20 protein-coding genes and 1 pseudogene are annotated in these 20918 nt (G+C 75.3%); 13 read left to right on the forward strand and 8 right to left on the reverse strand.

From position 1 onward, the window contains the following. Positions 1 to 6: 6 nt before the first annotated feature. Positions 7 to 768: a GntR family transcriptional regulator gene (locus OG392_RS30360; RefSeq protein ID WP_329284695.1), complete on the reverse strand. Its 762-nt coding sequence runs from the start codon at positions 766 to 768 to the stop codon at positions 7 to 9. Between the two features lie 210 nt (positions 769 to 978). Between OG392_RS30360 and OG392_RS30365 the strand changes: the two genes are divergently transcribed. Beyond that, entirely contained in the window at positions 979 to 1227 is a 249-nt protein-coding gene (locus OG392_RS30365) for a DUF1049 domain-containing protein (RefSeq protein ID WP_329284697.1), read from the forward strand. Then, entirely contained in the window at positions 1224 to 1568 is a 345-nt protein-coding gene (locus tag OG392_RS30370) for a hypothetical protein (RefSeq protein WP_329284699.1), read from the forward strand. Before OG392_RS30365 ends, OG392_RS30370 begins: the two co-directional genes overlap by 4 nt. A 33-nt stretch (positions 1569 to 1601) precedes the next feature. Here OG392_RS30370 and OG392_RS30375 read toward each other — a convergent pair whose 3' ends face one another. Beyond that, positions 1602 to 1934, reverse strand: a complete 333-nt coding sequence (locus OG392_RS30375) for a DUF6204 family protein (RefSeq protein ID WP_329284701.1) — start codon at positions 1932 to 1934, stop codon at positions 1602 to 1604. 237 nt (positions 1935 to 2171) lie between these two features. Between OG392_RS30375 and OG392_RS30380 the strand changes: the two genes are divergently transcribed. The 3 genes and pseudogenes from OG392_RS30380 (at position 2172) to OG392_RS30385 (ending at position 6867) form a co-directional block, all read left to right on the forward strand. Continuing rightward, entirely contained in the window at positions 2172 to 4178 is a 2007-nt protein-coding gene (locus OG392_RS30380; RefSeq protein ID WP_329284703.1) for a DUF5107 domain-containing protein, read from the forward strand. A 565-nt stretch (positions 4179 to 4743) separates the two neighbouring features. After that, positions 4744 to 4914, forward strand: a pseudogene (locus OG392_RS37575) (DNA glycosylase AlkZ-like family protein); the annotation flags it as partial. A gap of 390 nt (positions 4915 to 5304) precedes the next feature. Next, on the forward strand, positions 5305 to 6867 hold the full coding sequence (locus OG392_RS30385; protein WP_329284704.1) for a hypothetical protein: 1563 nt from the start codon (positions 5305 to 5307) through the stop codon (positions 6865 to 6867). Between the two features lie 181 nt (positions 6868 to 7048). On the opposite strand, the gene OG392_RS30390 is transcribed toward OG392_RS30385, so the two are convergent. Beyond that, the gene (locus OG392_RS30390) at positions 7049 to 7906 is read right to left on the reverse strand and encodes a methyltransferase domain-containing protein (protein ID WP_329284706.1); all 858 of its coding nucleotides are present in this window, start codon (positions 7904 to 7906) and stop codon (positions 7049 to 7051) included. 102 nt (positions 7907 to 8008) lie between these two features. Continuing rightward, positions 8009 to 8527 carry a GNAT family N-acetyltransferase gene (locus OG392_RS30395; protein ID WP_329284708.1) on the reverse strand — a complete coding sequence of 173 codons (519 nt, stop codon included), beginning with the start codon at positions 8525 to 8527 and terminating at the stop codon, positions 8009 to 8011. Between the two features lie 256 nt (positions 8528 to 8783). Between OG392_RS30395 and OG392_RS30400 the strand changes: the two genes are divergently transcribed. The 3 genes from OG392_RS30400 to OG392_RS30410 all read left to right on the forward strand — a co-directional run bounded on the left by OG392_RS30400 (position 8784) and on the right by OG392_RS30410 (position 12619). Next, positions 8784 to 10031, forward strand: coding sequence for a sulfite oxidase (locus tag OG392_RS30400; RefSeq protein WP_329284710.1), 1248 nt, complete (start codon positions 8784 to 8786; stop codon positions 10029 to 10031). Positions 10032 to 10125: 94 nt separating this feature from the next. Then, on the forward strand, positions 10126 to 11358 hold the full coding sequence (locus OG392_RS30405) for an aminotransferase class I/II-fold pyridoxal phosphate-dependent enzyme (protein WP_329284712.1): 1233 nt from the start codon (positions 10126 to 10128) through the stop codon (positions 11356 to 11358). A 193-nt stretch (positions 11359 to 11551) separates the two neighbouring features. Continuing rightward, a complete protein-coding gene (locus OG392_RS30410; protein ID WP_329284714.1) occupies positions 11552 to 12619 on the forward strand; it encodes an MBL fold metallo-hydrolase in 1068 nt (355 codons plus the stop codon). Positions 12620 to 12699: 80 nt separating this feature from the next. On the opposite strand, the gene OG392_RS30415 is transcribed toward OG392_RS30410, so the two are convergent. Together OG392_RS30415 and OG392_RS30420 are read right to left on the reverse strand one after the other, a co-directional pair. Next, a complete protein-coding gene (locus tag OG392_RS30415; protein WP_329284716.1) occupies positions 12700 to 13359 on the reverse strand; it encodes a DedA family protein in 660 nt (219 codons plus the stop codon). A 100-nt stretch (positions 13360 to 13459) separates the two neighbouring features. Beyond that, entirely contained in the window at positions 13460 to 14239 is a 780-nt protein-coding gene (locus tag OG392_RS30420) for an MBL fold metallo-hydrolase (protein WP_329284718.1), read from the reverse strand. A gap of 146 nt (positions 14240 to 14385) precedes the next feature. Here OG392_RS30420 and OG392_RS30425 point away from each other — a divergent pair, with 146 nt between their 5' ends. From OG392_RS30425 to OG392_RS30440, 4 genes are all read left to right on the forward strand, one after another. Next, complete coding sequence (locus tag OG392_RS30425) at positions 14386 to 14802, forward strand: hypothetical protein (protein ID WP_329284720.1); 417 nt, start codon at positions 14386 to 14388, stop codon at positions 14800 to 14802. A gap of 191 nt (positions 14803 to 14993) precedes the next feature. Continuing rightward, positions 14994 to 17129 (forward strand): phage holin family protein, encoded by a 2136-nt coding sequence (locus tag OG392_RS30430; RefSeq protein ID WP_329284722.1) that lies wholly within the window; start codon positions 14994 to 14996, stop codon positions 17127 to 17129. 244 nt (positions 17130 to 17373) lie between these two features. Next, entirely contained in the window at positions 17374 to 17796 is a 423-nt protein-coding gene (locus tag OG392_RS30435; protein WP_329284724.1) for a hypothetical protein, read from the forward strand. A 58-nt stretch (positions 17797 to 17854) separates the two neighbouring features. Continuing rightward, positions 17855 to 18013: a hypothetical protein gene (locus OG392_RS30440; RefSeq protein ID WP_329284726.1), complete on the forward strand. Its 159-nt coding sequence runs from the start codon at positions 17855 to 17857 to the stop codon at positions 18011 to 18013. A 123-nt stretch (positions 18014 to 18136) separates the two neighbouring features. On the opposite strand, the gene OG392_RS30445 is transcribed toward OG392_RS30440, so the two are convergent. After that, positions 18137 to 19348 carry a low temperature requirement protein A gene (locus OG392_RS30445; RefSeq protein WP_329284728.1) on the reverse strand — a complete coding sequence of 404 codons (1212 nt, stop codon included), beginning with the start codon at positions 19346 to 19348 and terminating at the stop codon, positions 18137 to 18139. Between the two features lie 262 nt (positions 19349 to 19610). Here OG392_RS30445 and OG392_RS30450 point away from each other — a divergent pair, with 262 nt between their 5' ends. Next, a complete protein-coding gene (locus OG392_RS30450) occupies positions 19611 to 20033 on the forward strand; it encodes a hypothetical protein (RefSeq protein ID WP_329284730.1) in 423 nt (140 codons plus the stop codon). Here the strand turns inward: OG392_RS30450 and OG392_RS30455 are convergent. Then, positions 20023 to 20841: a helix-turn-helix domain-containing protein gene (locus OG392_RS30455; protein WP_329284733.1), complete on the reverse strand. Its 819-nt coding sequence runs from the start codon at positions 20839 to 20841 to the stop codon at positions 20023 to 20025. The two genes, OG392_RS30450 and OG392_RS30455, sit on opposite strands and share 11 nt — an antisense overlap. Positions 20842 to 20918 lie beyond the last annotated feature (77 nt).

Below are 20918 nucleotides of genomic sequence, written 5' to 3' on the forward strand. Positions count from 1 at the left end.
CCGGCCCTAGTGCGACTGCAGCACGGGCAGGGCCGGTGCGCCCGTCGGGAGCATGTGCTTGGCCGCCAGGACCGGCGTCTCGCCGACCCGTACGACCTGGGTGACCAGCACGGCCGGGGTGTCCGCGGGCCGCCCCAGCTGGTCCCCGCGCCGCCGCCCGAGCAGCGTCGCCGTGATGCCGCTGTGCGCGGAGAGCGCCGTCTCCCGCGAGGCCCCGAGCAGGACCGAGAGCATGGAGACGGCCGGAGCGCGCGCGGCGCGTTCCTCCGTCGCCCGCAGGGCCCGGGCGAACTCCGGATGCACCCGGTCCAGCAGCTCGTCGGCCGCCGCCCACTCATGGCTCAGCGCCGCCGCCGTACCCTCCCCGGTCAGCACGGACTCCCAGAACCGCAGCTCCGCGCGGGCCGGGGCCAGCAGGTGCTGGGTGGTGAAGTCGGTGGGCTCCTCGACGGTCCGCAGCAGCGCCCGGACCCGCAGCGGCGTGCCCGCGCCGATCAGCTCCTCCAGTGGCTGGACGTGCTCGAACCCGCGCCGGGGCGGCCGGTCGTTGACCGTCCGGCCCACCCCGCGGCGCACGGTCAGCAGGCCGTCCTCCTGGAGCAGCAGCAGCGCCTCGCGCAGGGCGGGCCGGCTCACGCCCAGCTCGGCGGCGAGCTTCGGCTCGGAGGGGAGCGTCGAGCCCGGCGGGTAGGTGCCGTCGTGGACGGCGTCCGCGATCCGCTCGTAGAGGGCCACGACCGGTCGCCGCCGCTGTCCGCTGACCGCCACGGCCGCTCCTCGTCTCGATTCCGGTCGGTCCCGGTGGGTCTCGTACCCCTGGTTCCGACGGTGTCCGGCACCACGGTAGTCGGCTCACGTTGTCTGACAAGTCACCCGTACGGCTCCTCTCGCCGTCACGGTGAGGCTCCGCTCACCCCATTCTGGTCCCACGGCTGTGGACGGGGTACGACCGACGGCACGACGGAGGAGAGGGCCTGGATGAGTCCCAACGAGACGTCACGGACATCGGGCGGAGGCGGGTCCCGGTTCGGCGACGCCCTCACGCCGGGCCGGATCGGGACGGCCGCGCTCGCCGTCGTCACCCCGGTCCTCGTCTTCCAGAACACCCGGGAGATCGAGATCCGGCTCCTGGTGCCCGAGGTGTCCCCGCCGCTCCACCTCGCCCTGCTCGCGACCGCGCTCATCGCCGCCGCCCGCGGCTACGTCACGGCCCGGAGGCGGAAGTGAAGCGGCGCGCCGTGGTCGGCGCGGGCGCCGTCCTCGCTCTCGCGGCCGTCGCCGTCACCTCGACCGAGGAGGCCGCCGCGGGCGAGGACGGCACCCGTCCGGTGCCCGACTTCCTCGGCCGCGGCCTGTGGCGGGTCTTCACCCGGCTGGACCGTCGCACCCGGCTCGACGTCCACGACGTGAGCGGGCGGGACCGGCGGGTGATCTGGCCGCCGCGATGGCGGGTCGTCACGCAGTACCCGGCGGCGGGCACCGGCCTCGACCGTCGCACCACCGTCATGATCGGGGTCGTACGGAAGGGGGAGAGCTGCCCGCCCCGGGTGCGCACGGCGCGACGCTGAGCGCCCGGCTCCCGCCGAGGACGACGCGTCCGCTCAGCGCTTGCGGTTGATCTTCATCGTGTCGAGGTCGGTCACCGTCGACCGCAGCGTCTTGTACCCGTGGCCGAGCTCGCCGAGCGCGGTCTCCACCCGCTCCTCCGCGAGCGCGCCCGCCATCTCGTCGCCGTCCTCGGCGTCGGACACGACGACCAGGCGGTACGAGAACTGCCTCAGCGTCCGGTCGTAGGACAGCGAGCCCTCCTCCGTGAACCGCATCGCGGTCAGTCCGTGCGCGTCCACCTCGGCGAGCAGCCGCGCCCGGCTCTCCTCCGACAGACCGTCGAACGTGCCGCGCACGATGACCCGGTAGGTGTGCTGCGTGCCCATTCCTCGTACTCCCTGTGCCCTGGCTCTCCGGCCGCCCGACGGCGTGCCGACCCGCCAGCCTACGGCGGCGGCCGTCCGGTCCGCCGGGAATTTCCGGCCCCCCGGGCCCTCGCCGGGGACACCCCCCCCGGCCGCCTCCACGCCTCGGCACCCGTCGCCCCCACGCCTCCGCACCGGTCGAAGCCCGACTCCGAGAACCCCTGGTCAGGAAGGCCCCCAGGCGTGTTCCATGGGGCGATGACGACCGTACGACGTGCCGTACTGACGCTGCCCGCCGCCCCCTTGGGCCCGGACAACCCCCTTCCCGCACTGCGGGCCCCCGTCGGCGCCGGGGCCCACGCGGTCGACCCGCGGACCCTCGCCGGCCTCCCGCGCGACATGGCGCGGGGCATCGGCCGCGACCCGCTGCGCAGCCTGCTCCCCGCCCCCGTGCGCGACGGCTACGGCCGCGAGCGCGCGACCGCGGACCTCGACACGATCGTGATCGAGAACGACCTGCTCCGGGTGACCGTGCTGCCCGGCCTCGGCGGCCGTGTCCACTCCCTCCACCACAAGCCCACCGGACGCGAACTCCTTTACCGCAACCCGGTGTTCCAGCCGGCCGCGTTCGCCCTCAACGGCGCCTGGTTCTCCGGCGGCGTCGAGTGGAACATCGGCGCCACCGGCCACACCACCCTCTCCTGCGCGCCCCTCCACGCGGCCGTCGTCCGGGCGCCCGACGGCGGACCGATGCTCCGGCTCTGGGAGTGGGAGCGCCTGCGCGACCTGCCCTTCCAGGTCGACCTCTGGCTCCCGGAGGACTCCGAGTTCCTGTACGCCGGGGTCCGGATACGCAACCCGCACGAGCGCACCGCCCCCGTCTACTGGTGGTCCAACATCGCCGTCCCCGAGGACCGCCGCGTCCTCGCGCCCGCCGACACCGCCTGGCACCACGGGTACGAGCGCGGCCTGAGCCGGGTCCCCGTGCCGGTCACCGAGGACGGCACCGACCGCACGTACCCGCTGCGCAGCACGCACGCCGCGGACTGGTTCTACGACCTCCCCGAGGGGCAGCGCCGCTGGATCGCCGCCCTCGACGCGGACGGCACCGGACTCGTCCAGACCTCCACCGACCCACTGCGCGGCCGCAAGCTCTTCGTGTGGGGGACCGGGCGCGGCGGCCGGCGCTGGCAGGAGTGGTTGACGGAACCCGGCACCCCCGGCTACGCCGAGATCCAGGCCGGCCTCGCCCGCACCCAGCTGGAACACCTGGAGCTCGCGGGCGGCGCGGAGTTCAGCTGGCTGGAGGCGTACGGACCGGTCGCCGCCGATCCCGTGACGGCCCTCGGCGACGACTGGACCGCCGCCCGTGCCGACGTCGAGCGCAGCCTGTCCGGCGCCCTGCCCCGGGCCGCCGTCGACGCCGCGTACACGGCATGGCGGGAGGGGGCGGCCGACCTCGCCCCGGAGGAGGTCCTCGCCGCCGGATCCGGCTGGGGCGCGCTCGAAGTCCTGCGCGGGGGATACGACCTGCCCGGTACGCCGTTCCCGGAGTCGACGCTCGGCCCCGAGCAGGAGCCCTGGCGGGAACTGCTCCGCACCGGCGTCCTGCCGCCCCCGGCGGAGGGTGCGGCACCGCTGATCGCGCCGCTGGTCGCGTCCCCCTGGCGGGACATGCTGGAGACCGCGCCGGCCGACCCCACCACCGAGTACCAGCTCGGCATCGCCCAGTGGCACGCCGGTGACCGCGCCCAGGCGGTACGGAGCTGGGAGCGGGGACTCAAGGCGGCGACGACGCGCTGGCCCCTGCTGTACTGCCTGGCCGTCGCCGACCGGGAGGACGGCCACCCGGAACGAGCCGCCGAGCACTTCGCGGAGGCGTTCGCCGACCACGAGGCGCAGGACGCGTTCGCCGGGCACGAGGCGAAGGAGGGCGCCGCGGATCGCGAGGGCGCGCGGGCGGTGGTCGCCGCCGCCCTCGGGCGTGAGGCGTTCGACGCCTTCCTCGCCGTCCAGCGGCCCGACCTGGCCAGGGCCCTCTGGCACCGGCTGCCGGATGCCGCCCGGCGGCGCGGGGCCTTCCGGCTGCTCGAGGTCCGGCTGCTCCTCGCCGAGGGCCGGCCCGGCGAGGCGCGGGCCGTCTTCGACGCGGGGTTCGAGGTCGCGGACCTGCGCGAGGGCGCCGAGATCCTGGGCGAGCTCTGGGACCGGACCACCCACGAACTCCTGCCGGACGCGTACGAGTTCCGGATGCGCCCGAGCTGAAGGCGGGGGCGGGCCGAAGGCGCGGTCGCTACCCTGGAGGGGCGGAGACCGTGGGGGACGGGAGGTCCGGGGATGGCGGCATGGGCGACACAGGAGTGCCGTTGCGGGCATCCGCGTTTCCGGCACGGGGAACCCCGGTTCTCGGGAGGCTGCGCCGCCTGCCTCTGCGGGTTCTTCGAGTTGCCCCCGGCTCCGGCACTCGCCGACGAACCGACCCCGCCCCCGGAGCGGGACCGCACGCCGCACCCCGGCTGCCCCCTCCAGGACCCGGACTGCCTCGGGTTCCACGACGTCTTCTGAGCGGGACCCGCACCGCCTCGGTCCCGGGCGCGGACCTGCGGGAGGGGGAGCGGACCGGAGCGGCACCGGCGCTGCCCCGGTGCCACGGAGCACGACCGATGTGAGGACCACGGATGATCACACGCGAGACGGGGCCGGCGGGCCGGTCCCTCCAGGGCGACACCTCGGAGCGCCCGTCGTGACCGCGCTCTCCCTCCGCGTCCTGAACCGGGCGCTCCTCGACCGGCAGTTCCTGCTCGCGCGCACCGACCGCACACCGCACGACGTGATCGGACGCCTGGTCGCCCTCCAGGCGCAGGAGCCCAACTGGCCCCACGTTGGACTGTGGACCAAAATCCACGGCTTCACCCAGGCCGATCTCACCGGGCTCGTCGAGGACCGGAAGGTCGTCCGGTCCGCCCTGCTCCGCAGTACCCAGCACCTCACCACGGCCGAGGACTCCGCCGCCTGCGGCCGCTGGTGCAGCCCGTGCTCGACCGCACCGCGAGCGCGTCGTACTTCACCCGGAACCGTGCCACCGTGCACGGCGCGGGCCTGGACGTGGCCTCCCTCGTGGCCGAGGGGCTCACCCTGCTCGGGGACCGGACACTGTCCCGCAGGGAACTGGCCCGGCTGCTCGCCGAACGCCATCCCGGTCACGACGGACGGATCCTGGCGGGCGAGGTCGAGCTGCGCACCCCTCTCGTCCACGATCCCGCCACCGGCTCCTGGGGCTCCTGGGGCAACCGGTCGGCCATCTCCGTCACGCCCGCCGAAGCCTGGCTGGGACGGCCGTTCGCCGCCACGGCCACCGGCGACGGAGAGGCGGCGAAGGAGGCAGGACGCCATGACGACCGGCACCAAGTTCGGTCCCCGCATCGGGGTCGCTCTCGGGATCGCCGAGTCGGATTGGAAGAAGCAGACGTTCAACCTGCAGAGGCTGATCGTGGGCAAGGACCTCGTCGACCCGCTCGACCCGAGGATCCTGCCCCAGCGCCCGGTCATGGAAATCCCCTTCCGGCCGCCGCCGCTCGCGGAAGGGCGCCGGACGCGCATTGCGCCGATCATGGGAAGGGGCACCCCCGCGCCGGCGGGTGCCCCTTCCGCCCGGGAGGCAGGAGGCACGGGAATGGCGCGCACGCGCGAGGTCTACGTCTACGACTACGCCGCCGACTTCGGGCTCAGCGCACTCGCCGGCACCCTGTGCGCCCGGTCGGCCCTCCGCCTCGACGGTCCGGTGGTCCTCGACATCGCCGCGTCCGAGGCGGAGGACGACGACCACCGGATCGGCGCGGACGTCCGGCTGCTCCTGGATTCCCCGCTGCCGGACGACGTGCTCCACACCGTGTGGCTGGCAGCCGTACGCCGCTGCTTCGACCCCGCCGAGGACGGCACCGACACCCGGACCTGGCTGGACGCGGTCGCGGAGCTGTGCCCCCCGCGCGCTCCGGAGCGCGACCCGTACGAGGTGCGGTCCCTGGACGCGGTACGGCCCGACGTCCCGGAGGAGGAGCTGCGGAAGGCCGTGGCCGCCGAGATCGATTCCGCCTCCGCCGGTATGGAGCTCCGCGTCGCCGTACCCGGCATCGTCCCCGCGCTCCTCCGCGTCGTGCGGGAGGCCGACGCCGACCTCGCGTTCCGGCTGTTCCTGAGGGCGCTCAAGGCCTACTCCGTGCCGGTCGGTGCGGACACGTACGACCGGCTGCTCGCCCTCGGCGACGGGCTGGCCTACCCTCCGGCCGCCGTCCACGAAGACCTGACCGTGCGCTGGCGCCCCCTCGACCCGGGCCGCCGCGACCTCGCGGACGGCCGGTTCGGACTGCCGGCGCTCGCGGCCGCTCTCCGCGGGACCGAATGGACCTACGGCGGCACCCCGCGCGAGCACATCCAGCGGGTCGCCGACGACATCCCGGGACACGCCCCGGGCACGTACGCCGCGGTGCTCCTCGACGACGCCTGGCGACTCCTCGACTCGGCCCTGCCCGGGGAGACGGTGGGCCTGCTCTGGCGGACCGCGGCCGGGCGCCCGCACGTCCTCGACGAGGAGGAGTTCGACGCCGACGGGCGGGCCTGGCTGGAGCAGGTCTCCCAGGTGTGCCACACCCACCTCGCGGAGGTCGATCCCGCCTACGCGCCCTTCCTCTCGCCCGCGAGGACCGATCTGACGGAGGCGGTGCTGCGGGAGGTCCGCGAGGCGGTCCACGCCGAAGCGGAGCAGGTACGCGGGGTGGCGCGGGTCCTGGAGGACGTGGTCACGGCCGTCGACCCGGACCTCGGGTTCCGTCTCCTCCTCCATCTCCTGGACACGTACGCGGTCCCCGTCGGCGAGGCCCGTCGCGACCGCTACCGGGCACTCGCCGCACGCCTCGGGCTCCGGGGGCTCGGCGGGCTCGACGGCGACCCCGGGTGACGGCGGTGACCGGGCCGGCCGGCCTCCTCGCGCGGCGGGGGATCACGCCGGCCCGGTCGGCGTCCTCGGGTGGAGGCGGGATCGCGCCGGGCCGGCCGGTGACCGGAACCGCGCCGAGCAGGGCGGGAGCGGCCCCGGCGACCTCGCGGGCTGAGCCGTGCCGCGGCGCTCCCGCCGGGCGTCAGGACACCCGGCACAGGATCTCGCCGTGCGGGACCATGAACCAGGCGTCCTCCCGCGTGCCCCACTCCCGCCAGGCGTCCGCGATCTCCGTGAGCTCCGCCCTCGTCGCGTGGCCGCCGGACACGGCCAGGTCGGCGTAGCCGGAGCCGGTCGTACGGTCCGCCCACAGGCCGCTCCACCAGGCGCGCTCCTCGGGCGTCGCGAAGCACCAGGTGCCGGCGGTCGTCGTGATGTCGGTGAAGCCGGCCTGCCGCGCCCAGGAGAACAGCCGCCGTCCCGCGTCCGGTTCGCCGCCGTTGGCCCGGGCGACGCGGTGGTACAGGTCCGACCAGCCGTCCAGGACGGGGTGTTCGGGATACCAGGCGAAGGCGCCGTAGTCGCTGTCGCGGGCCGCGACGACACCGCCGGGGCGGCACACCCGCCGCATCTCGCGCAGCGCCCGCACCGGGTCGCCGACGTGCTGGAGCACCTGGTGGGCGTGGACCACGTCGAAGGAGTCGTCGGGGAAGTCCAGGGCGTGGACGTCGGCGACGGCGAACTCGATGTTCTCCAGGCCGCGTTCGGCCGCCACGGTGCGGCCCCTGGTCAGGACCTCCTCGGCCGCGTCGACCGCGGTGACCCGGCCGGGGGAGACCAGGGCGGCCAGGTCGGCGCTGATGGTGCCGGGTCCGCAGCCCACGTCCAGGACGTCGAGCCCCGCGGAGAGCGCGGGCAGCAGGTAGGCCGCGGAGTTGGCGGCCGTCCGCCAGTTGTGCGAGCGCAGGACCGACTCGTGGTGGCCGTGGGTGTAGACGGCCGTCTCGTGGACCGTCTCGTCGGCGGCGGGGTGCGCGGAAGGGGTGGAGGCATGCGTCATCGGAGCGACTCCCTCGGTGTGGGTGCGTGCTCACCACCGTACGCAGGGATGTCGCATGATGAGATTCGTGTCTTGACATGTGGACGGCGCTCAAGTGGCGCCTCAGGTGAACAGGTCTCTCCGGTAACGGAGTTCCTCGAGCACCCGGCCTCCTGTCTCCTCCCGCACGGCCTCGCCGTCCGCGCGCCAGCCCGCCGCCTCGTAGAAGCGGCGCCCCCGCGCGTTCCCCGCGAACACCCACAGCGCCGCCGTGCGGAACCCGGCCGCGACGACGGCCTCCGTGGAAGCCGCGAGAAGAGCCCGCCCGATCCCCGTGCCCCACACCTCCGGCAGGGCGTAGAGGGCGGCCAGTTCGGCCGTGGTCCGCCCGTCGAAGGTGCCGTCCGGCCAGGCCCGGAGGCTGGAGAACGCCCGTACCCGCCCGTCGGGTCCCGTCTCGACCAGGACCGTGGGCCGTTCCGGGGCGGCGAGGCGGGCCCGCCAGACGGCGGTGCGCTCCTCGACGTCCAGGGTGTCCAGGTAGGCGGCGGGCAGCAGGTCGCGGTAGGCGGCCCGCCAGGACAGCACGTGCGCGGCGGCGATCCCCGCCGCGTCCTCGGCGAGGGCTTCTCGAATCGGCATGTCGCATTGTCGGCCGGACGCCGCCCCCGCCGCCTCGCAATTACGGCCCGCCCTCCGCACCCGCCATCACACTTCCGGCCCCCCTGCCGCGGCCGGCTCCGCACCTGCGGCGAGCAGGGTCGTCAGGCCGTCCGGACCGACCTGACGAACCCCCTGTTTCAGCACCGTGAACGGGCCGTCCGGACGGCCTCCGCGCCCCTAGGATCGGCCGCGCCGCCGCCCGGTGGTGCGCCTCTCCCACGTGCCGAGGAGTCCCGTGCCGAACTCGCCCGCGCCCGCCCGCCGTTCCGTGCTGAAGGTCCTCGCGGCGGCCCCGGCGGTCTCCGCCCTCGGCGGGCTCGCCACCGCCACCCCCGCCACCGCCGCGCCCGCCCCCGCCGCCCTACCTGGACACGCGCCCGGGCCCGCCGCCCCCCTCGCCGCGCCCGGCATCGTCAAGGCCCTCCCGGCCGAGCACTTCACCGTCCGGGGCACCAACGCCGAGGCGCGCTTCGACGGCTTCGGGGACACCGGCCTCCTCACCCCCGTGGACCGCTTCTTCGTCCGGAACCACACCACCACCCCCGTCCTCGACGCCGCCGACTGGCGCCTGACCCTCTGGGGCGACGGTCTCCACGGCCGCGCCCCGGTCCACTTCACCTACGGACAGCTCCGGGACCTGCCCTCCGTCACCCGAACGGCCCTGATCGAGTGCGCCGGCAACGGCCGCAGCCTCTACACGAGCCAGCAGGGCGAGCCGGTCACCGGCACCGCCTGGACCCTCGGGGCCGTCGGAGCCGCCCGCTGGCGCGGGGTGCGCCTCGCCGACGTGCTGCGACGGGCCGGGATCGCCCGCGACGCGGTAGCCCTCCAGCCGCGCGGCCTCGACGACCCGTACGTCTCCGGCGGGATCGACTACGGCCGGGTCCGCCGCCCGCTGCCGGTCGCCAAGGCCTTCGACGACGTGATCCTCGCGTACGAGATGAACGGCGAGCCCCTCCCGTACGACCACGGCCACCCGGTACGGCTCGTCGTGCCCTCCTGGGTCGGCATCGCCTCCATCAAATGGCTCGGCGACATCGAGGTCTCCACCCGCCCGCTCACCTCGCCCTGGTCCACGGACTGGTACCGCCTCTTCGGCGACGCCCACCCGGCCGGCGGCAGCGCCCCGATCAGCCGCCAGACGGTCAAGTCCGGCTACCAGCTGCCCTTCGGCGCCACCCTGGAGGCCGGCCGTGCCCACCGGCTGACCGGCAGGGCCTGGTCCGCGCACGCGCCCGTTCGGACGGTCGAGGTGTCCACCGACGGCGGCGCGCACTGGCGGCGGGCCCACCTCCACGACATCCCGCGGCGGGACGGCTGGGTCCGGTGGAGCACCCCTTGGCTCCCGCGCGCCACGGGGCCGGTCACCCTGCTCTCCCGGACCACCGACACCGCCGGTAACACCCAGCCCGAGCGGGCCGTCCACAACACCCAGGGCTATCTCTTCAACGCCGTCGTGCGTCACCCCGTGACCGTCGCCTGAAGCGACGCCTGGAGCGGCGGAACCGGCCGAACCTTCGTATAAAGGGCACGGGGGTGCCGTGCCGGCGCCCCCGTGCGCTCAGGAGGTACGGGACATGCGGCAGACGGCTCCGGACGGCCGCGGCCCGGTGCGCTACGGCCCTCCCGCCCCCGACACCGGCCTTCCCGTCCTGCCGGGACTCGCCGGGCTCCTCGCCGCCGCCGCCGGACGGACCACCCCCGAGCCGCCCGGCGGCGGCCCCGTCCTGCGCGAGGCCGCCGCCGGCTACTGGTGGCGCCGCGGCCTGCGCACCCACCCCGAGGACGTCGTGGCCGGCCCCGGCGCCCCCGCGCTGCTGCTCGCCCTGATCGCCGCCCACGGCGGCGACCTCCTGCTGCCCCGGCCCTGCCCCGCCTGGTGGACCCCGCAAGCCCGCCTCCTCGGCCGCCCGGCCTACCACGTGCCGACCCCCGCCGAGGCGGGCGGCGTCCCCGACCCGTACGCCCTCCTGGAGACCGTCCGGCGGATCCGCGCCGAGGGCGGCACCCCGCGCGTCCTCCTGCTCTCCGTCGCCGACGACCCCACCGCCACGGTCGCCCCGCCCGAACTCGTCCGCGAGGCCTGCGAGGCCGCCGTCGCCGAGGGCCTGCACGTCATCAGCGACGAGACCTGGCGCGACACCCGCCACCACCCCGAGGACACCGTGCTCCTCAGTCCCGCCGAGATGTGCCCCGACGACGTGACCGTCCTGTCCGACCTCGGCGGCGCCCTCACCCCGGCCGCCTGGCCCTGCGCCGTCGCCCGCTTCCCGCCCACCGATCCGTCGCGCGCCGACCGTTGGACCGACCGCCGCGCCCGCGTCCTCGACGTGCTCACCGCCCTCGGTGCCGTCGTCCCCGGGCCGGTCGCCCCCGCCGCCGCGCACGCCCTCGACGAACCCGAGGACGTCACCGTACGGGCCCGGCGCGCCGCCGACGTCCACGGCCGACTGGCCGCGGCCGCGCACCGCGCGGTCCTCGCCGCCGGAGCGCTGGCCCGGCCGCCGCAGGCGGGCCGCCACCTCTACGCCGACCTCGGGCCGCTCCGGGCCGGTCTCGCCGCCCGGGGCGTCACCGACTCCCTGGAGCTCGAGAGCCACCTCGGCGCGCGCCTCGGCGCTCCCGCGACCGGCGGCCACCGCTTCGGCGACGAGATCGGCGCCCTGCGCGTCAGGTTCGGCACCGGCATGTTCCTCGGCCGCACGGAGGAGGAGCGGGCGGAGACGCTCGCTGCGCGGGACCCGGAGACGCTTCCCCATGTGGCTTCGAGGCTGCGGGAGTTCGGAGGAATCCTGGAGGAACTCCGGTGACGGCGCCCCCGGCCGGCCGCCGGCCGAAGCGGGCGCGAGCCGCGGCGGCACGGGCCGTAGCCGTACGGGCCGTGCCCGCACGGGCCGTGGGCGCCGCGGCCGTACGAGCCGACCGCCCCCGAGCACCCCGAGCACCCGCACCGGCCCGGCCATCCGCACGAGCCGAACCATCCGCGCAGAACGGAGCCCGCAGATGACGGAACGGACGGCACCCCCCGCGCGGGCCGCCCAGGACGCCGCCCCCCAGGCCGATCCCGCCACCGCTCCCGCGTCCTCCCCCGCAACCGCACCCGCTCCCGTCCTCCATCCCGTCGGGCGGCTCCGCCTCGACTGGCCCCGCAGCTTCGCCGACCGGCTCACCGCACCGCTCCCCGGCGTCCGGGCCCTCGCCCGCCTCGCCCGCGAGGGAGCCGTCCGCCCCCGCCCCGAAGGCCTCCGCGACATCCCGCTGCTGCCCTTCGAACCGGGCCCGCTCCCGCCCGCGGGACCCGACACCCTCGCGATCACCTGGGCCGGGCACGCCAGTTGGGTGCTGCGGATGGGCGGGCTCACCGTCCTCACCGACCCCGTCTGGTCCCGCCGGATCTTCGGCACACCCGCCCGGCTCACCCCCGTCGGGGTCCGCTGGGAGGACCTGCCCCGCGTCGACGCTGTCGTCATCAGCCACAACCACTTCGACCACCTCGACGCCCCGACCCTGAAACGGCTCCCCCGGCACACCCCGGTCTTCGTCCCGGCCGGCCTCGGCCGCTGGTTCACCCGCCGCCGGTTCAACCGGGTCACCGAACTCGACTGGTGGGAGGCGGCCGAACTCGACGGCGTGCGCTTCGACTTCGTCCCCGCCCACCACTGGTCCAAGCGCACCCTCCTGGACACCTGCCGCTCCCTGTGGGGCGGTTGGGTGCTCACCGACCGGTCCGGTCGGCGCGTCCACTTCGCGGGGGACACCGGGTACGGCCACTGGTTCGCCGAGATCGGCCACCGGTACCCCGGCATCGACCTGGCCCTGCTCCCGATCGGCGCCTACGATCCCCGCTGGTGGCTCAGCGACGTCCACACCGACCCGGAGGAGGCCGTCCGTGCCCACCAGGACCTCGGGGCGCGACGGATGGCCCCGATGCACTGGGCGACCTTCGTACTGTCCTCGGAGCCCGTCCTCGAACCCCTCACCCGGGTCAGGACCGCCTGGGAGCAGGCCGGACTGCGCCGCGAGGACCTGTGGGACCTGCCGGTCGGCGGCTCACGGGTCCTCGTGCCCTGACCTCCGCGCCTCGACGGCGGAGCCCCGGCACTTTGAGTCCGGCCCTCGACGCCCCGGCACCCCGAGTTCCGGGGGCGGGGCTACCGCTCCGGCACCCCGCCCACCTTCGCCCGCGACCCCCGGATCCGCCGCCACAGCGCCGGGACCGCGCTGATCAGCACCGTGAGGCCCACCGCGGCGACGACACCCTGCCAGGGCTCCGGGAACAGCGAACCGCCCAGGATCCCGATGAGCTGGTACGTCGCCGCCCACGCCAGGCAGGCCGCCAGGTCACCGCGGACGAACCGGCGCAGCGGCATCTCTGACAGCAGACACGCCAGCATCACCGGGATCCGGCCCGCCGGCACGAGCCGGGACAGGACGAGCACCGACACCTGATGCGTGTCGAGCCGCTCCTGCGCGTGGGCGAGCCGGTCCGGTGTCACCCGGCCCCGCAGCCTGGCCAGCCACCGCGAGCCGTTGCGCGAACGCACCCCGCGCTGCCCCAGCCAGTACAGGGCCGTGTCCCCGAGGAGCGCCGCGAAAGCCGCCACCAGGAAGACGAGGAGCAGCGCGACCGGCGACGTCTGATGGAAGGCGACGACCGCCGCCGAACTGACGATCGCGCCCGTCGGCACGACCGGTACCAGGGCGCCGAGCGCCACGAGGAGGAACAGGGAGGGGTAGCCGACGGCCTGCTGCGTCGACTCCGTCGGCAGCTCCCGTACCGCTGTCACGACCCCGGTGAGCCCGTGGATCACCGGCGGCCACCCGGCCGCGCCGCGGGGGAGGACCGCGGGCCCCTTCCCGACCCGTCCGCCGTGGCCGCCGTCGCCGTGGCCCCGTCCGCCGTGGCCCCGGTCACCGTGCCACCTCCGGACGTACCCGCTCGCCGTGCCCGAGCAGATGCACCGCCACCTTCGGCGCCAGTCGTGCCGAGTGGCGTACGAACTCGTCGCCCGGCGCGTGGAACTCGTGCGGCCTGATCCCGTCCAGCCCGATCGGCCAGTACGTGCCGTAGTGCACCGGCACCGCCGCCGCGGGCGACAGCGCGGCGAGCGCCTCGGCCGCCCGGCCCGCGTCGAGATGGCCGTGCCCCAGGTACGGGCCCCAGCCGCCGACCGGCAGCAGCGCCACGTCCACCGGTCCCACCGCCTCCGCCATCCCGTCGAAGAGCCCGGTGTCCCCGGCGAAGTACGTCCGCGCCTCGCCCTCGACGACGTACCCGAGCGCGGGAGCCCGGTGCGGCCCCACCGGGAGCCGCCGTCCGTCGTGGAGCGCCGGCACGGCCCGTACCGTCACACCCTCGACCGTCACCGTGTCGCCCGGCTCCACCTCGGTGAGCCGCAGCCCGTTCCCGTCGAGCCTGCGCAGCCCCGGTACGGCGGCGGGGGCGCCGCGCGGCACGACGAGGAGCGTCCCGGGCGCGAGCCGGGCCAGCGACGGCAGGTGCAGATGGTCGGAGTGCAGGTGGGAGACGAGCACCGCCTCGGCGACCGCGGCCTCGGGCGGCGGCAGGGCGCCGCGCCGCCGCCGCAGATGCGCGAGCCGCCGCGCGAACAGCGGATCGGTGAGGAAGCGGACCCCGGAGTCCTCGACCGTGCAGGTCGCGTGACCCCACCAGGTGACCTCCACCGGCATGCCGCCTTCCGTCGTCTCGGGTTCCCGCCGTCGTCCACCGCCGTTCACGATGTCCGCGCTCGTACCCTCACTCCGTATCGAGGGTAAATGTCCGGAGCGGGCGCCGGAGGATGTTCGGCCGTGCCGTCCCGCAGTAGGGTCGGCCCATGGACGACGTTCGGGTGGCGGCGATCGCCAGCCTCACCCCGCTCGAAGAGCTGGACAGTGAACCCTTCCTCGTGGACACGCGCCGCCAGCACGCGGTGTGTGCCCGCTGGGCCGACGACCAGGGGTACGTGGTCGCACGCCAGTTGCTGTTCTACGGAATCCGGCCCGATCACGAGGCGCTGTGGGCGGACGTGGAGGCGGGGGCGGTCGACCTGTTCGTCGCCGCCAACGAGCGGGTCCTCGCGCGGGCGCTGACCTCCGTGCCCGGCTTCCGAGCGGAGTGCGCGCGGCGCGGGGTTCGGGTGGAGACCGCCTGTTCCGACGGGCCCGCCGGCGAACCGGAGTACGACGCGGCGGCCAAGGCGGGGGTCCACCGGCGGCTCTCGATGCCGACGGCCGGGTACGACGGCTGCTGACGTCGCCCGCTCGCGCGCGGTGAGCCGGCGTACGCCCGCACGCCCGTCCCCGCGTCGACGTCACGTACGGCACGACCCGTCTCCATCCACGACCTGACACACCCGGGCCGATCACCGTCACCCGTTTCCCCCGCCGACCGTGGGCGTTGTGCCACGCTTGAGACAGGAAACGGGTGAAAGGTGTAGCGGGCGTGGGTGACAGGCGATGGGGTGGCGCCGACCGCTGGCGGTCCGCGGGCAGTGCGCTGGGGCGGGTGGTCGTGGTGTGGGCGGTGTCGACGCTCACCCTGCTGATCCTCGCCGGACTGCTCCCCGACTTCGAGCTGCAGTCCGCCGGCGGCGACACCTTCACGAGGACGGCGCTCACCGCCGCGGCGGCGGCCGGCGCGTTCGGGCTGCTCGGCGCGCTCGTCTGGCCCGTGATCGTGCGGGCCCTGCTGCTCGTCCCCGCCCTCGTGCTCGGCCTGCTGGTGTTCTTCCTCAACGGGTCGCTCCTGCTCGTCGCGCTCTGGCTGATCCCCGACGGACGCGGCACGGCGAACCCCGAGACCGCCGTCGTGGTCGCCGCCGTGATGTCCGCCGTCGCCTCCACCGGTCTCGCCGTCCGGGACGACGACGCCTACCGGCGCCGGCTCTACCGGCTCACCGGCCGCACCCGGCCCCGCGCCTCGGAGGGCACGCCCGAGCAGGTCCCCGGGACGGTCTTCCTCCAGCTCGACGGCGTCGGCCATCACGTCCTGCGCGGGGCCGTCGCCGACGGGCTCATGCCGACCGTGGCGTCCTGGATCGACGCGGGCCACCTGCTCACCCCGTGGCGCACCGACTGGTCCAGCCAGACGGGCGCGAGCCAGCTCGGCATCCTGCACGGCTCCAACGAGGACGTGCCCGCCTTCCGCTGGTACGAGAAGGACACCGGCCGGCTCATGGTGTCGAACCGTCCGGCCGGTGCCGTGGAGCTCCAGCGCAGGGCCGTGCGCCGCACCGGGGACGGCGGGCTGCTCACCGTCGACGGGGCCTCGCGCGGCAATCTGTTCAGCGGCGGCGCCGACCAGCTCGCCCTCGTCCTGTCGATGGCCGCCCGGCGCGGCCCGCGCAACCGCTCGCGCGCCGGCTACTTCGCGTACTTCTCCGACCCGGCCAACGCCGTCCGTACCGCGGGATCGCTGGTCGCCGAGTGCGGCCGTGAGATGTTCCAGTCGACCCGGGCGCGGCTGCGCCGCGAGACCCCGCGGGTCTCGCGCGGCGGCACGTACCCCTTCGTGCGGGCCTTCGCGACGGTCGTGGAGCGGGACGTCGTCGTCTCGGCGGTGATGGGGGACATGCTCGCCGGGCGGACCGCCGTCTACGCCGACCTCGTCGCCTACGACGAGGTGGCGCACCACTCGGGCCCGCACGGCCGGGACACCGACCAGGTCCTGCGCCGCCTCGACCGCGCGATCGCGCTGATCGCGACGGTCGCCGAGCACACCCCCCGCCCCTACCGGATCGTGCTGCTCTCGGATCACGGGCAGAGTTCCGGAGAGACCTTCGAGGGCGCGTACGGGCTGACGCTCAAGGACCTGGTGCGGGCCGGGTGCGGGCTTCCGGTACCGCGCCGGGTGCGCAGGACCCGCAGCGGTTCGGAGGCGCGGGACGCGGCCAGGGCCGCGCTGCGCCTCGCGCTGCACCGGCCGGTGGACGAGACCGGCGAGAGCGCGAAGGAGCTGCCCGCCCGGCCCTCCGAGCCGGTCGTCCTGGCCTCCGGCAACCTCGGTCTCGTCTCGTTCCCCGACGTGCCGCACCGGATGACCCGGGAGGAGATCGACCGGCGCCATCCGGCGCTGCTCCGCACCCTCGCCCACCATCCGGGGGTCGGCTTCGTCCTGGTGGCGAGTGCCGAGCACGGCTCGGTGGTGCTCGCCCGCGACGGGGTGGAGGTGCCGGTGGCGGACCTCGACGACGGCGGCGGGCCGCTCGCCGTCTTCGGCCGGGGCGCGGCGCGGGCGGTGCGGCGTACGGACGGCTTCGCGCACGTCGCGGACATCATGGTCAACTCGATGTACGACCCGGCGACGGGCACCGTGCACGCCTTCGAGGAGCAGATCGGCTCGCACGGCGGCCTCGGCGGCGAGCAGTCGCATCCCTTCCTCCTGTCGCCGCCGGAGCTGTCGCCGCCGGTCGGCGCGGGGGAGGAGCTGGTCGGCGCGGAGCAGGTGCACCGGGTGCTGCGCCGCTGGCTGAGGGAGTGCTCGGGGCCGCAGGTCCCGCTGGAGAACACGCCGTCCACGAATGAACCGGAATCAGTTATTCCGGTCGATGGGCCGGTCGTGCGGGACACAAGCCACTGACGGGGACGCCTGTTCGCCGTCGTCCGCCGGGGCGTGCTGTCCCCTTCCTGGGCGTGCTCGTGTACGGGGTGGTACCGGCCCGCGGGCAGCGCGCGGAGGCGGGGGAGGGGATGACGAACTCCCGACCGGCGTGGGGGCCGCCCGTGCGGTGAACCGGTGAATCGCGGGCCGACCCGTAGGCCGCTCGGGCGGATCTCGGGCCGGACGCGCGTGTCGGGACCCCGGTGGGGCAGTACGGATCTCCGTGAGCCCCGCGCCCGAGCCGACCACCGCGCCGCCCGCCACCCCGGCGGGCGGCCCGGCGCGCGCGAGGGCGACGCACGGCCGTCCGGCGTGTACGGCACCGGAGCGCGGGCGCCTCTGGGTCGTGCTGCTCCTCGTCCTCGCCGCGCTGCTCGGCACCGGGGCGGCCGGCGTGCTCACCGGCGGGGAACTCCGGCCCGCCGCGGCCTCCCCGGCCTCCGACCCGAGCGGCGAGACCCACGACCCGGCCGGCACCGAGGCCGGACTCCCCGGCCGCTCCCGCCGGCACCGGACGGGCATCCGCCCGGTCCGGCGCCCGCGCCGCCTCCCGCACGGTGCCCGCGATCGGCGCCGCACCCGGGCCGCCGCCCCCGTCCCCGCCCCGCGCGGCGACACGCTCCGGTGCGTGGTGATGCGCTGCTGAGAGGCCCACGCCTCTCCGCAGCCCCCCACATCACCCCCGCACCACGAGGAGCTTCGCCATGCCCGTCGACCCGTTCGCCGTTCTCCAGGCCCTGCTGCGCGCCGAGGCCTCCCGGGCCCAGCGCTCCGAACGCCGGGCGCCCGAGCCCACCGCTCCGAAGGCCGAACCCGCTCCGGCACCCGAGCCGCCCGCGTACCGGGACGAACCCCTCCGCTGACTCTCCGCCACATCTCGACGCGGGCCACGGCGAAACCCGATCGCGCACCGGCGTCCGGGCGTGCGGCGGCCGACACCGCCGGTCCGGGAGGAGACGGGCCCCGGTTCGGGGCCCGTCGCCCGCTCAGGCCGCCTCGACGGCCTCGAACGGACGCGCCGCCCGGCGCCGTCCGTGCAGCCACACCAGGGCCGCCGCGACCGTGGCGAGGGACACGAGCGCCACCAGGGCCGGGACGAGACCGACCAGCGGGCCCGCCGCCAGACAGCACACCCCGCCCAGGGCGAGAGCGGTCGGCCGGCGGCCCGTGGTGCGCAGCACGATCGCGGCGGCGCCCAGCAGATACACGCCGACGCCCCCGGTCAACGACCAGGCGACGACCCCGTGGAGGGGCTCGGCGAGACCGTAGTGCCCGGTGTCGGCGACCTGCTGGAGGACCTTCTTCATGCCGAGAGCGGTGAGCACGACGCCCGCGACCAGCGGCAGGTGCAGGAACGTGTACACGTCCCGGGCGAACCGGGTGCGGTCGTCCCCGTCGAGACCGGCGAGCCGGTGCTCGGCCGCCTCACCGAGCTGCCGGAAGTACAGCCGCCACAGTCCGGCGGAGAGCAGCAGCCCGGCCGCCGAGGCGCCGAGCACGGCGAAGGTGAGCGGAAAGCCGGAGACCCCGACGCCCATCGCGACGATGGACTCGCCGAGCGCGATGATCACGATCAGACCGTGCCGCTCGGAGAAGTGCCCGGGGGAGTTGACCCGCCAGCCGGACGAGCCGGTGACGAAGATGCCGAGATAGTCGACGGCCACCGCCCCCAGCCACAGCAGGAGCTGGACCCGGCCGCTGTACGAGCTGCCGATCAGGAGCAGCACCAGCGGCGGCACGACGGACGTCAGGGCCGTACGGCGCAGGGTGGCACGCAGAGCGGGATCGCCGGGGCTGGAGATCCAGTACGAGGCCAGGTGCAGGACGCGCACCGCCCCGTAACAGAGCACGAACAGCAGCGGCGGCGACAGACCGCCCGCCGGGTCCGCGAACACGTCCGGGACGGCGAGCGACACGATCAGGACGACGGCCATGACCGTGACGAGGACCCCGAACAGGGCGCCGGAGTCGGCCCGTACGACGTTCCCCAGCCAGGCGAAGCAGCACCAGCACCACCACAGCAGCGCGAGCACGACCATCCCGCCGACCACCCGCACCGGCGACGGCGCGTCCGCCATCAGGGCGGTGACCTGCGTGATCGCGTACACGAACACCAGGTCGAAGAAGAGCTCCGCAGGCGTCACCGCGTGATCGTCCCCGGTGGCCACCATGCGGGCCCGTTCCCTGTTCCACGCCATCTGTCTCTCCCCCTCCGGGGAGACCACTCCCGGCCACCCCGGCGCGAACAATACTCACGCCCGAGGCCGGGTGACACGGGGTTCCACCCCCCGCCGGACGACCCCCGCGCCCCACCCCCGCCGGCCCGCATGACCTCTGACGTAATCGACCCCCCGCACGACCGCCCGGCATGCTCAGGGACACCGGAACCCGGGCGGCGCACTCCGCTCGGGCTCCGGGCCCACCACCAGCACCGACGTCTCCCATGGAGGGTGATCCGCCATGTCCCAGGCCCTGCTCGCCGGCCTTGCCCGCACCAGCCGACCGCAGTCCGCGATGCGCCGGTTCCTCGCTCTCGACGCCGTCGTCACCGGGGCGAACGGGATCGCCTACGCCGTCGCCTCCGGCCCGCTCGGGGAGTTCCTCGGCGTCGACGCGGGCCTCCTGCTCGAACTGGGCGTCCTGCTCGCCGTGTACGCCGCCGGGGTCGCCTGGCTCGCGAGCCGCCCGCAGCCCCCGGCGCTCGGCGTGAAACTGGTCGTCGACATCAACGCCGTCTGGGCCGTCCTCAGCGTCGTCGCCCTCGTCGCCTGGCTGGAGCCGACCACCGCCGGCCTGGTGTGGACGCCCCTGCAGGCGGCCACCGTCGGCGGCTTCGCCCTCGCGCAGTGGGCCGCGCTGCGGGCGGTCGCCGCTAGCCGCTGAACGCCGGCAGGGACTGGAGGTACGCCACCGTCGCCGGGTCGGCCGGGAGGAACGTCTCGATGGCCAGCTCGGCGACCGTCACGTCCAGCGGGGTGTTGAACGTCGAGATCGACGACACGAACGACAGCACCCGCCCGTCGTGCTCGATCCGCAGCGGCAGCGCGAAGTACGGGTACAGGTCCTCCGGAGCCGGAGCGGCGGAGTCGTCCGAGCCCGGCGGCGGGGGATACGCCTTCACCTCCGCGTACAGCGCCCGCAGCGACTCCGAACGGGCCAGACCGATCTGACGCTCCATCTGGTGCAGCAGATGCCCGCGCCACTCCGGCAGGTTCCGGATCCGGGGCGCGAGCCCCTCCGGGTGCAGGGTGATCCGCATCGCGTTCAGCGGCGGCGTCAGCAGCTGCTCCGGCAACCCGTCCAGCAGCATCCCGATGGCCCGGTTGGCCGCCACCACCGTGTACGAGCCGTCCACCACGAGCGCCGGATACGGCTCGTACCCCTGCAACAGCTGCTCGATGCCCGCCCGCAACGTCTCCAGGCGCGGCGCGTCGAGCGGCGACTCCGCGTACCGGGGCGCGTACCCGGCGGCCAGCAGCAGCGCGTTCCGCTCGCGGACCGGCACCTCCAGGTGCTCGGCCAGCTTCAGGACCATCTCCTCGCTCGGACGGGAGCGGCCCGTCTCCACGAACGAGATGTGCCGCGCCGAGGAGTCCGCACGCAGCGCCAGCTCCAGCTGGCTCAGCCGCCGCCGCTCACGCCAGCCGCGCAGCAGCGGTCCCACTCCCGTGTCGCTCACCACCGATGTCATGGCCAGACGGTATCCCAGAGGGGTCCCCGGGTAGTTTCCCCCGGGGACCCCTGTCCGTCACCCGCGCCACCCGACCG

Source organism: Streptomyces sp. NBC_00691 (assembly GCF_036226665.1).
Classification (GTDB): Bacteria; Actinomycetota; Actinomycetes; order Streptomycetales; family Streptomycetaceae; genus Streptomyces.

Excerpts from the sequence above, each read along its gene's own strand:
- OG392_RS30365 (WP_329284697.1), top strand. The coding sequence starts at position 979 with ATGAGTCCCAACGAGACGTCACGGACATCGGGCGGAGGCGGGTCCCGG.
- OG392_RS30375 (WP_329284701.1), bottom strand. The coding sequence starts at position 1,934 with ATGGGCACGCAGCACACCTACCGGGTCATCGTGCGCGGCACGTTCGAC.
- OG392_RS30380 (WP_329284703.1), top strand. The coding sequence starts at position 2,172 with ATGACGACCGTACGACGTGCCGTACTGACGCTGCCCGCCGCCCCCTTG.
- OG392_RS30385 (WP_329284704.1), top strand. The coding sequence starts at position 5,305 with ATGACGACCGGCACCAAGTTCGGTCCCCGCATCGGGGTCGCTCTCGGG.
- OG392_RS30390 (WP_329284706.1), bottom strand. The coding sequence starts at position 7,906 with ATGACGCATGCCTCCACCCCTTCCGCGCACCCCGCCGCCGACGAGACG.
- OG392_RS30395 (WP_329284708.1), bottom strand. The coding sequence starts at position 8,527 with ATGCCGATTCGAGAAGCCCTCGCCGAGGACGCGGCGGGGATCGCCGCC.
- OG392_RS30405 (WP_329284712.1), top strand. The coding sequence starts at position 10,126 with ATGCGGCAGACGGCTCCGGACGGCCGCGGCCCGGTGCGCTACGGCCCT.
- OG392_RS30410 (WP_329284714.1), top strand. The coding sequence starts at position 11,552 with ATGACGGAACGGACGGCACCCCCCGCGCGGGCCGCCCAGGACGCCGCC.
- OG392_RS30420 (WP_329284718.1), bottom strand. The coding sequence starts at position 14,239 with ATGCCGGTGGAGGTCACCTGGTGGGGTCACGCGACCTGCACGGTCGAG.
- OG392_RS30425 (WP_329284720.1), top strand. The coding sequence starts at position 14,386 with ATGGACGACGTTCGGGTGGCGGCGATCGCCAGCCTCACCCCGCTCGAA.
- OG392_RS30440 (WP_329284726.1), top strand. The coding sequence starts at position 17,855 with ATGCCCGTCGACCCGTTCGCCGTTCTCCAGGCCCTGCTGCGCGCCGAG.
- OG392_RS30445 (WP_329284728.1), bottom strand. The coding sequence starts at position 19,348 with ATGGCGTGGAACAGGGAACGGGCCCGCATGGTGGCCACCGGGGACGAT.
- OG392_RS30450 (WP_329284730.1), top strand. The coding sequence starts at position 19,611 with ATGTCCCAGGCCCTGCTCGCCGGCCTTGCCCGCACCAGCCGACCGCAG.
- OG392_RS30455 (WP_329284733.1), bottom strand. The coding sequence starts at position 20,841 with ATGACATCGGTGGTGAGCGACACGGGAGTGGGACCGCTGCTGCGCGGC.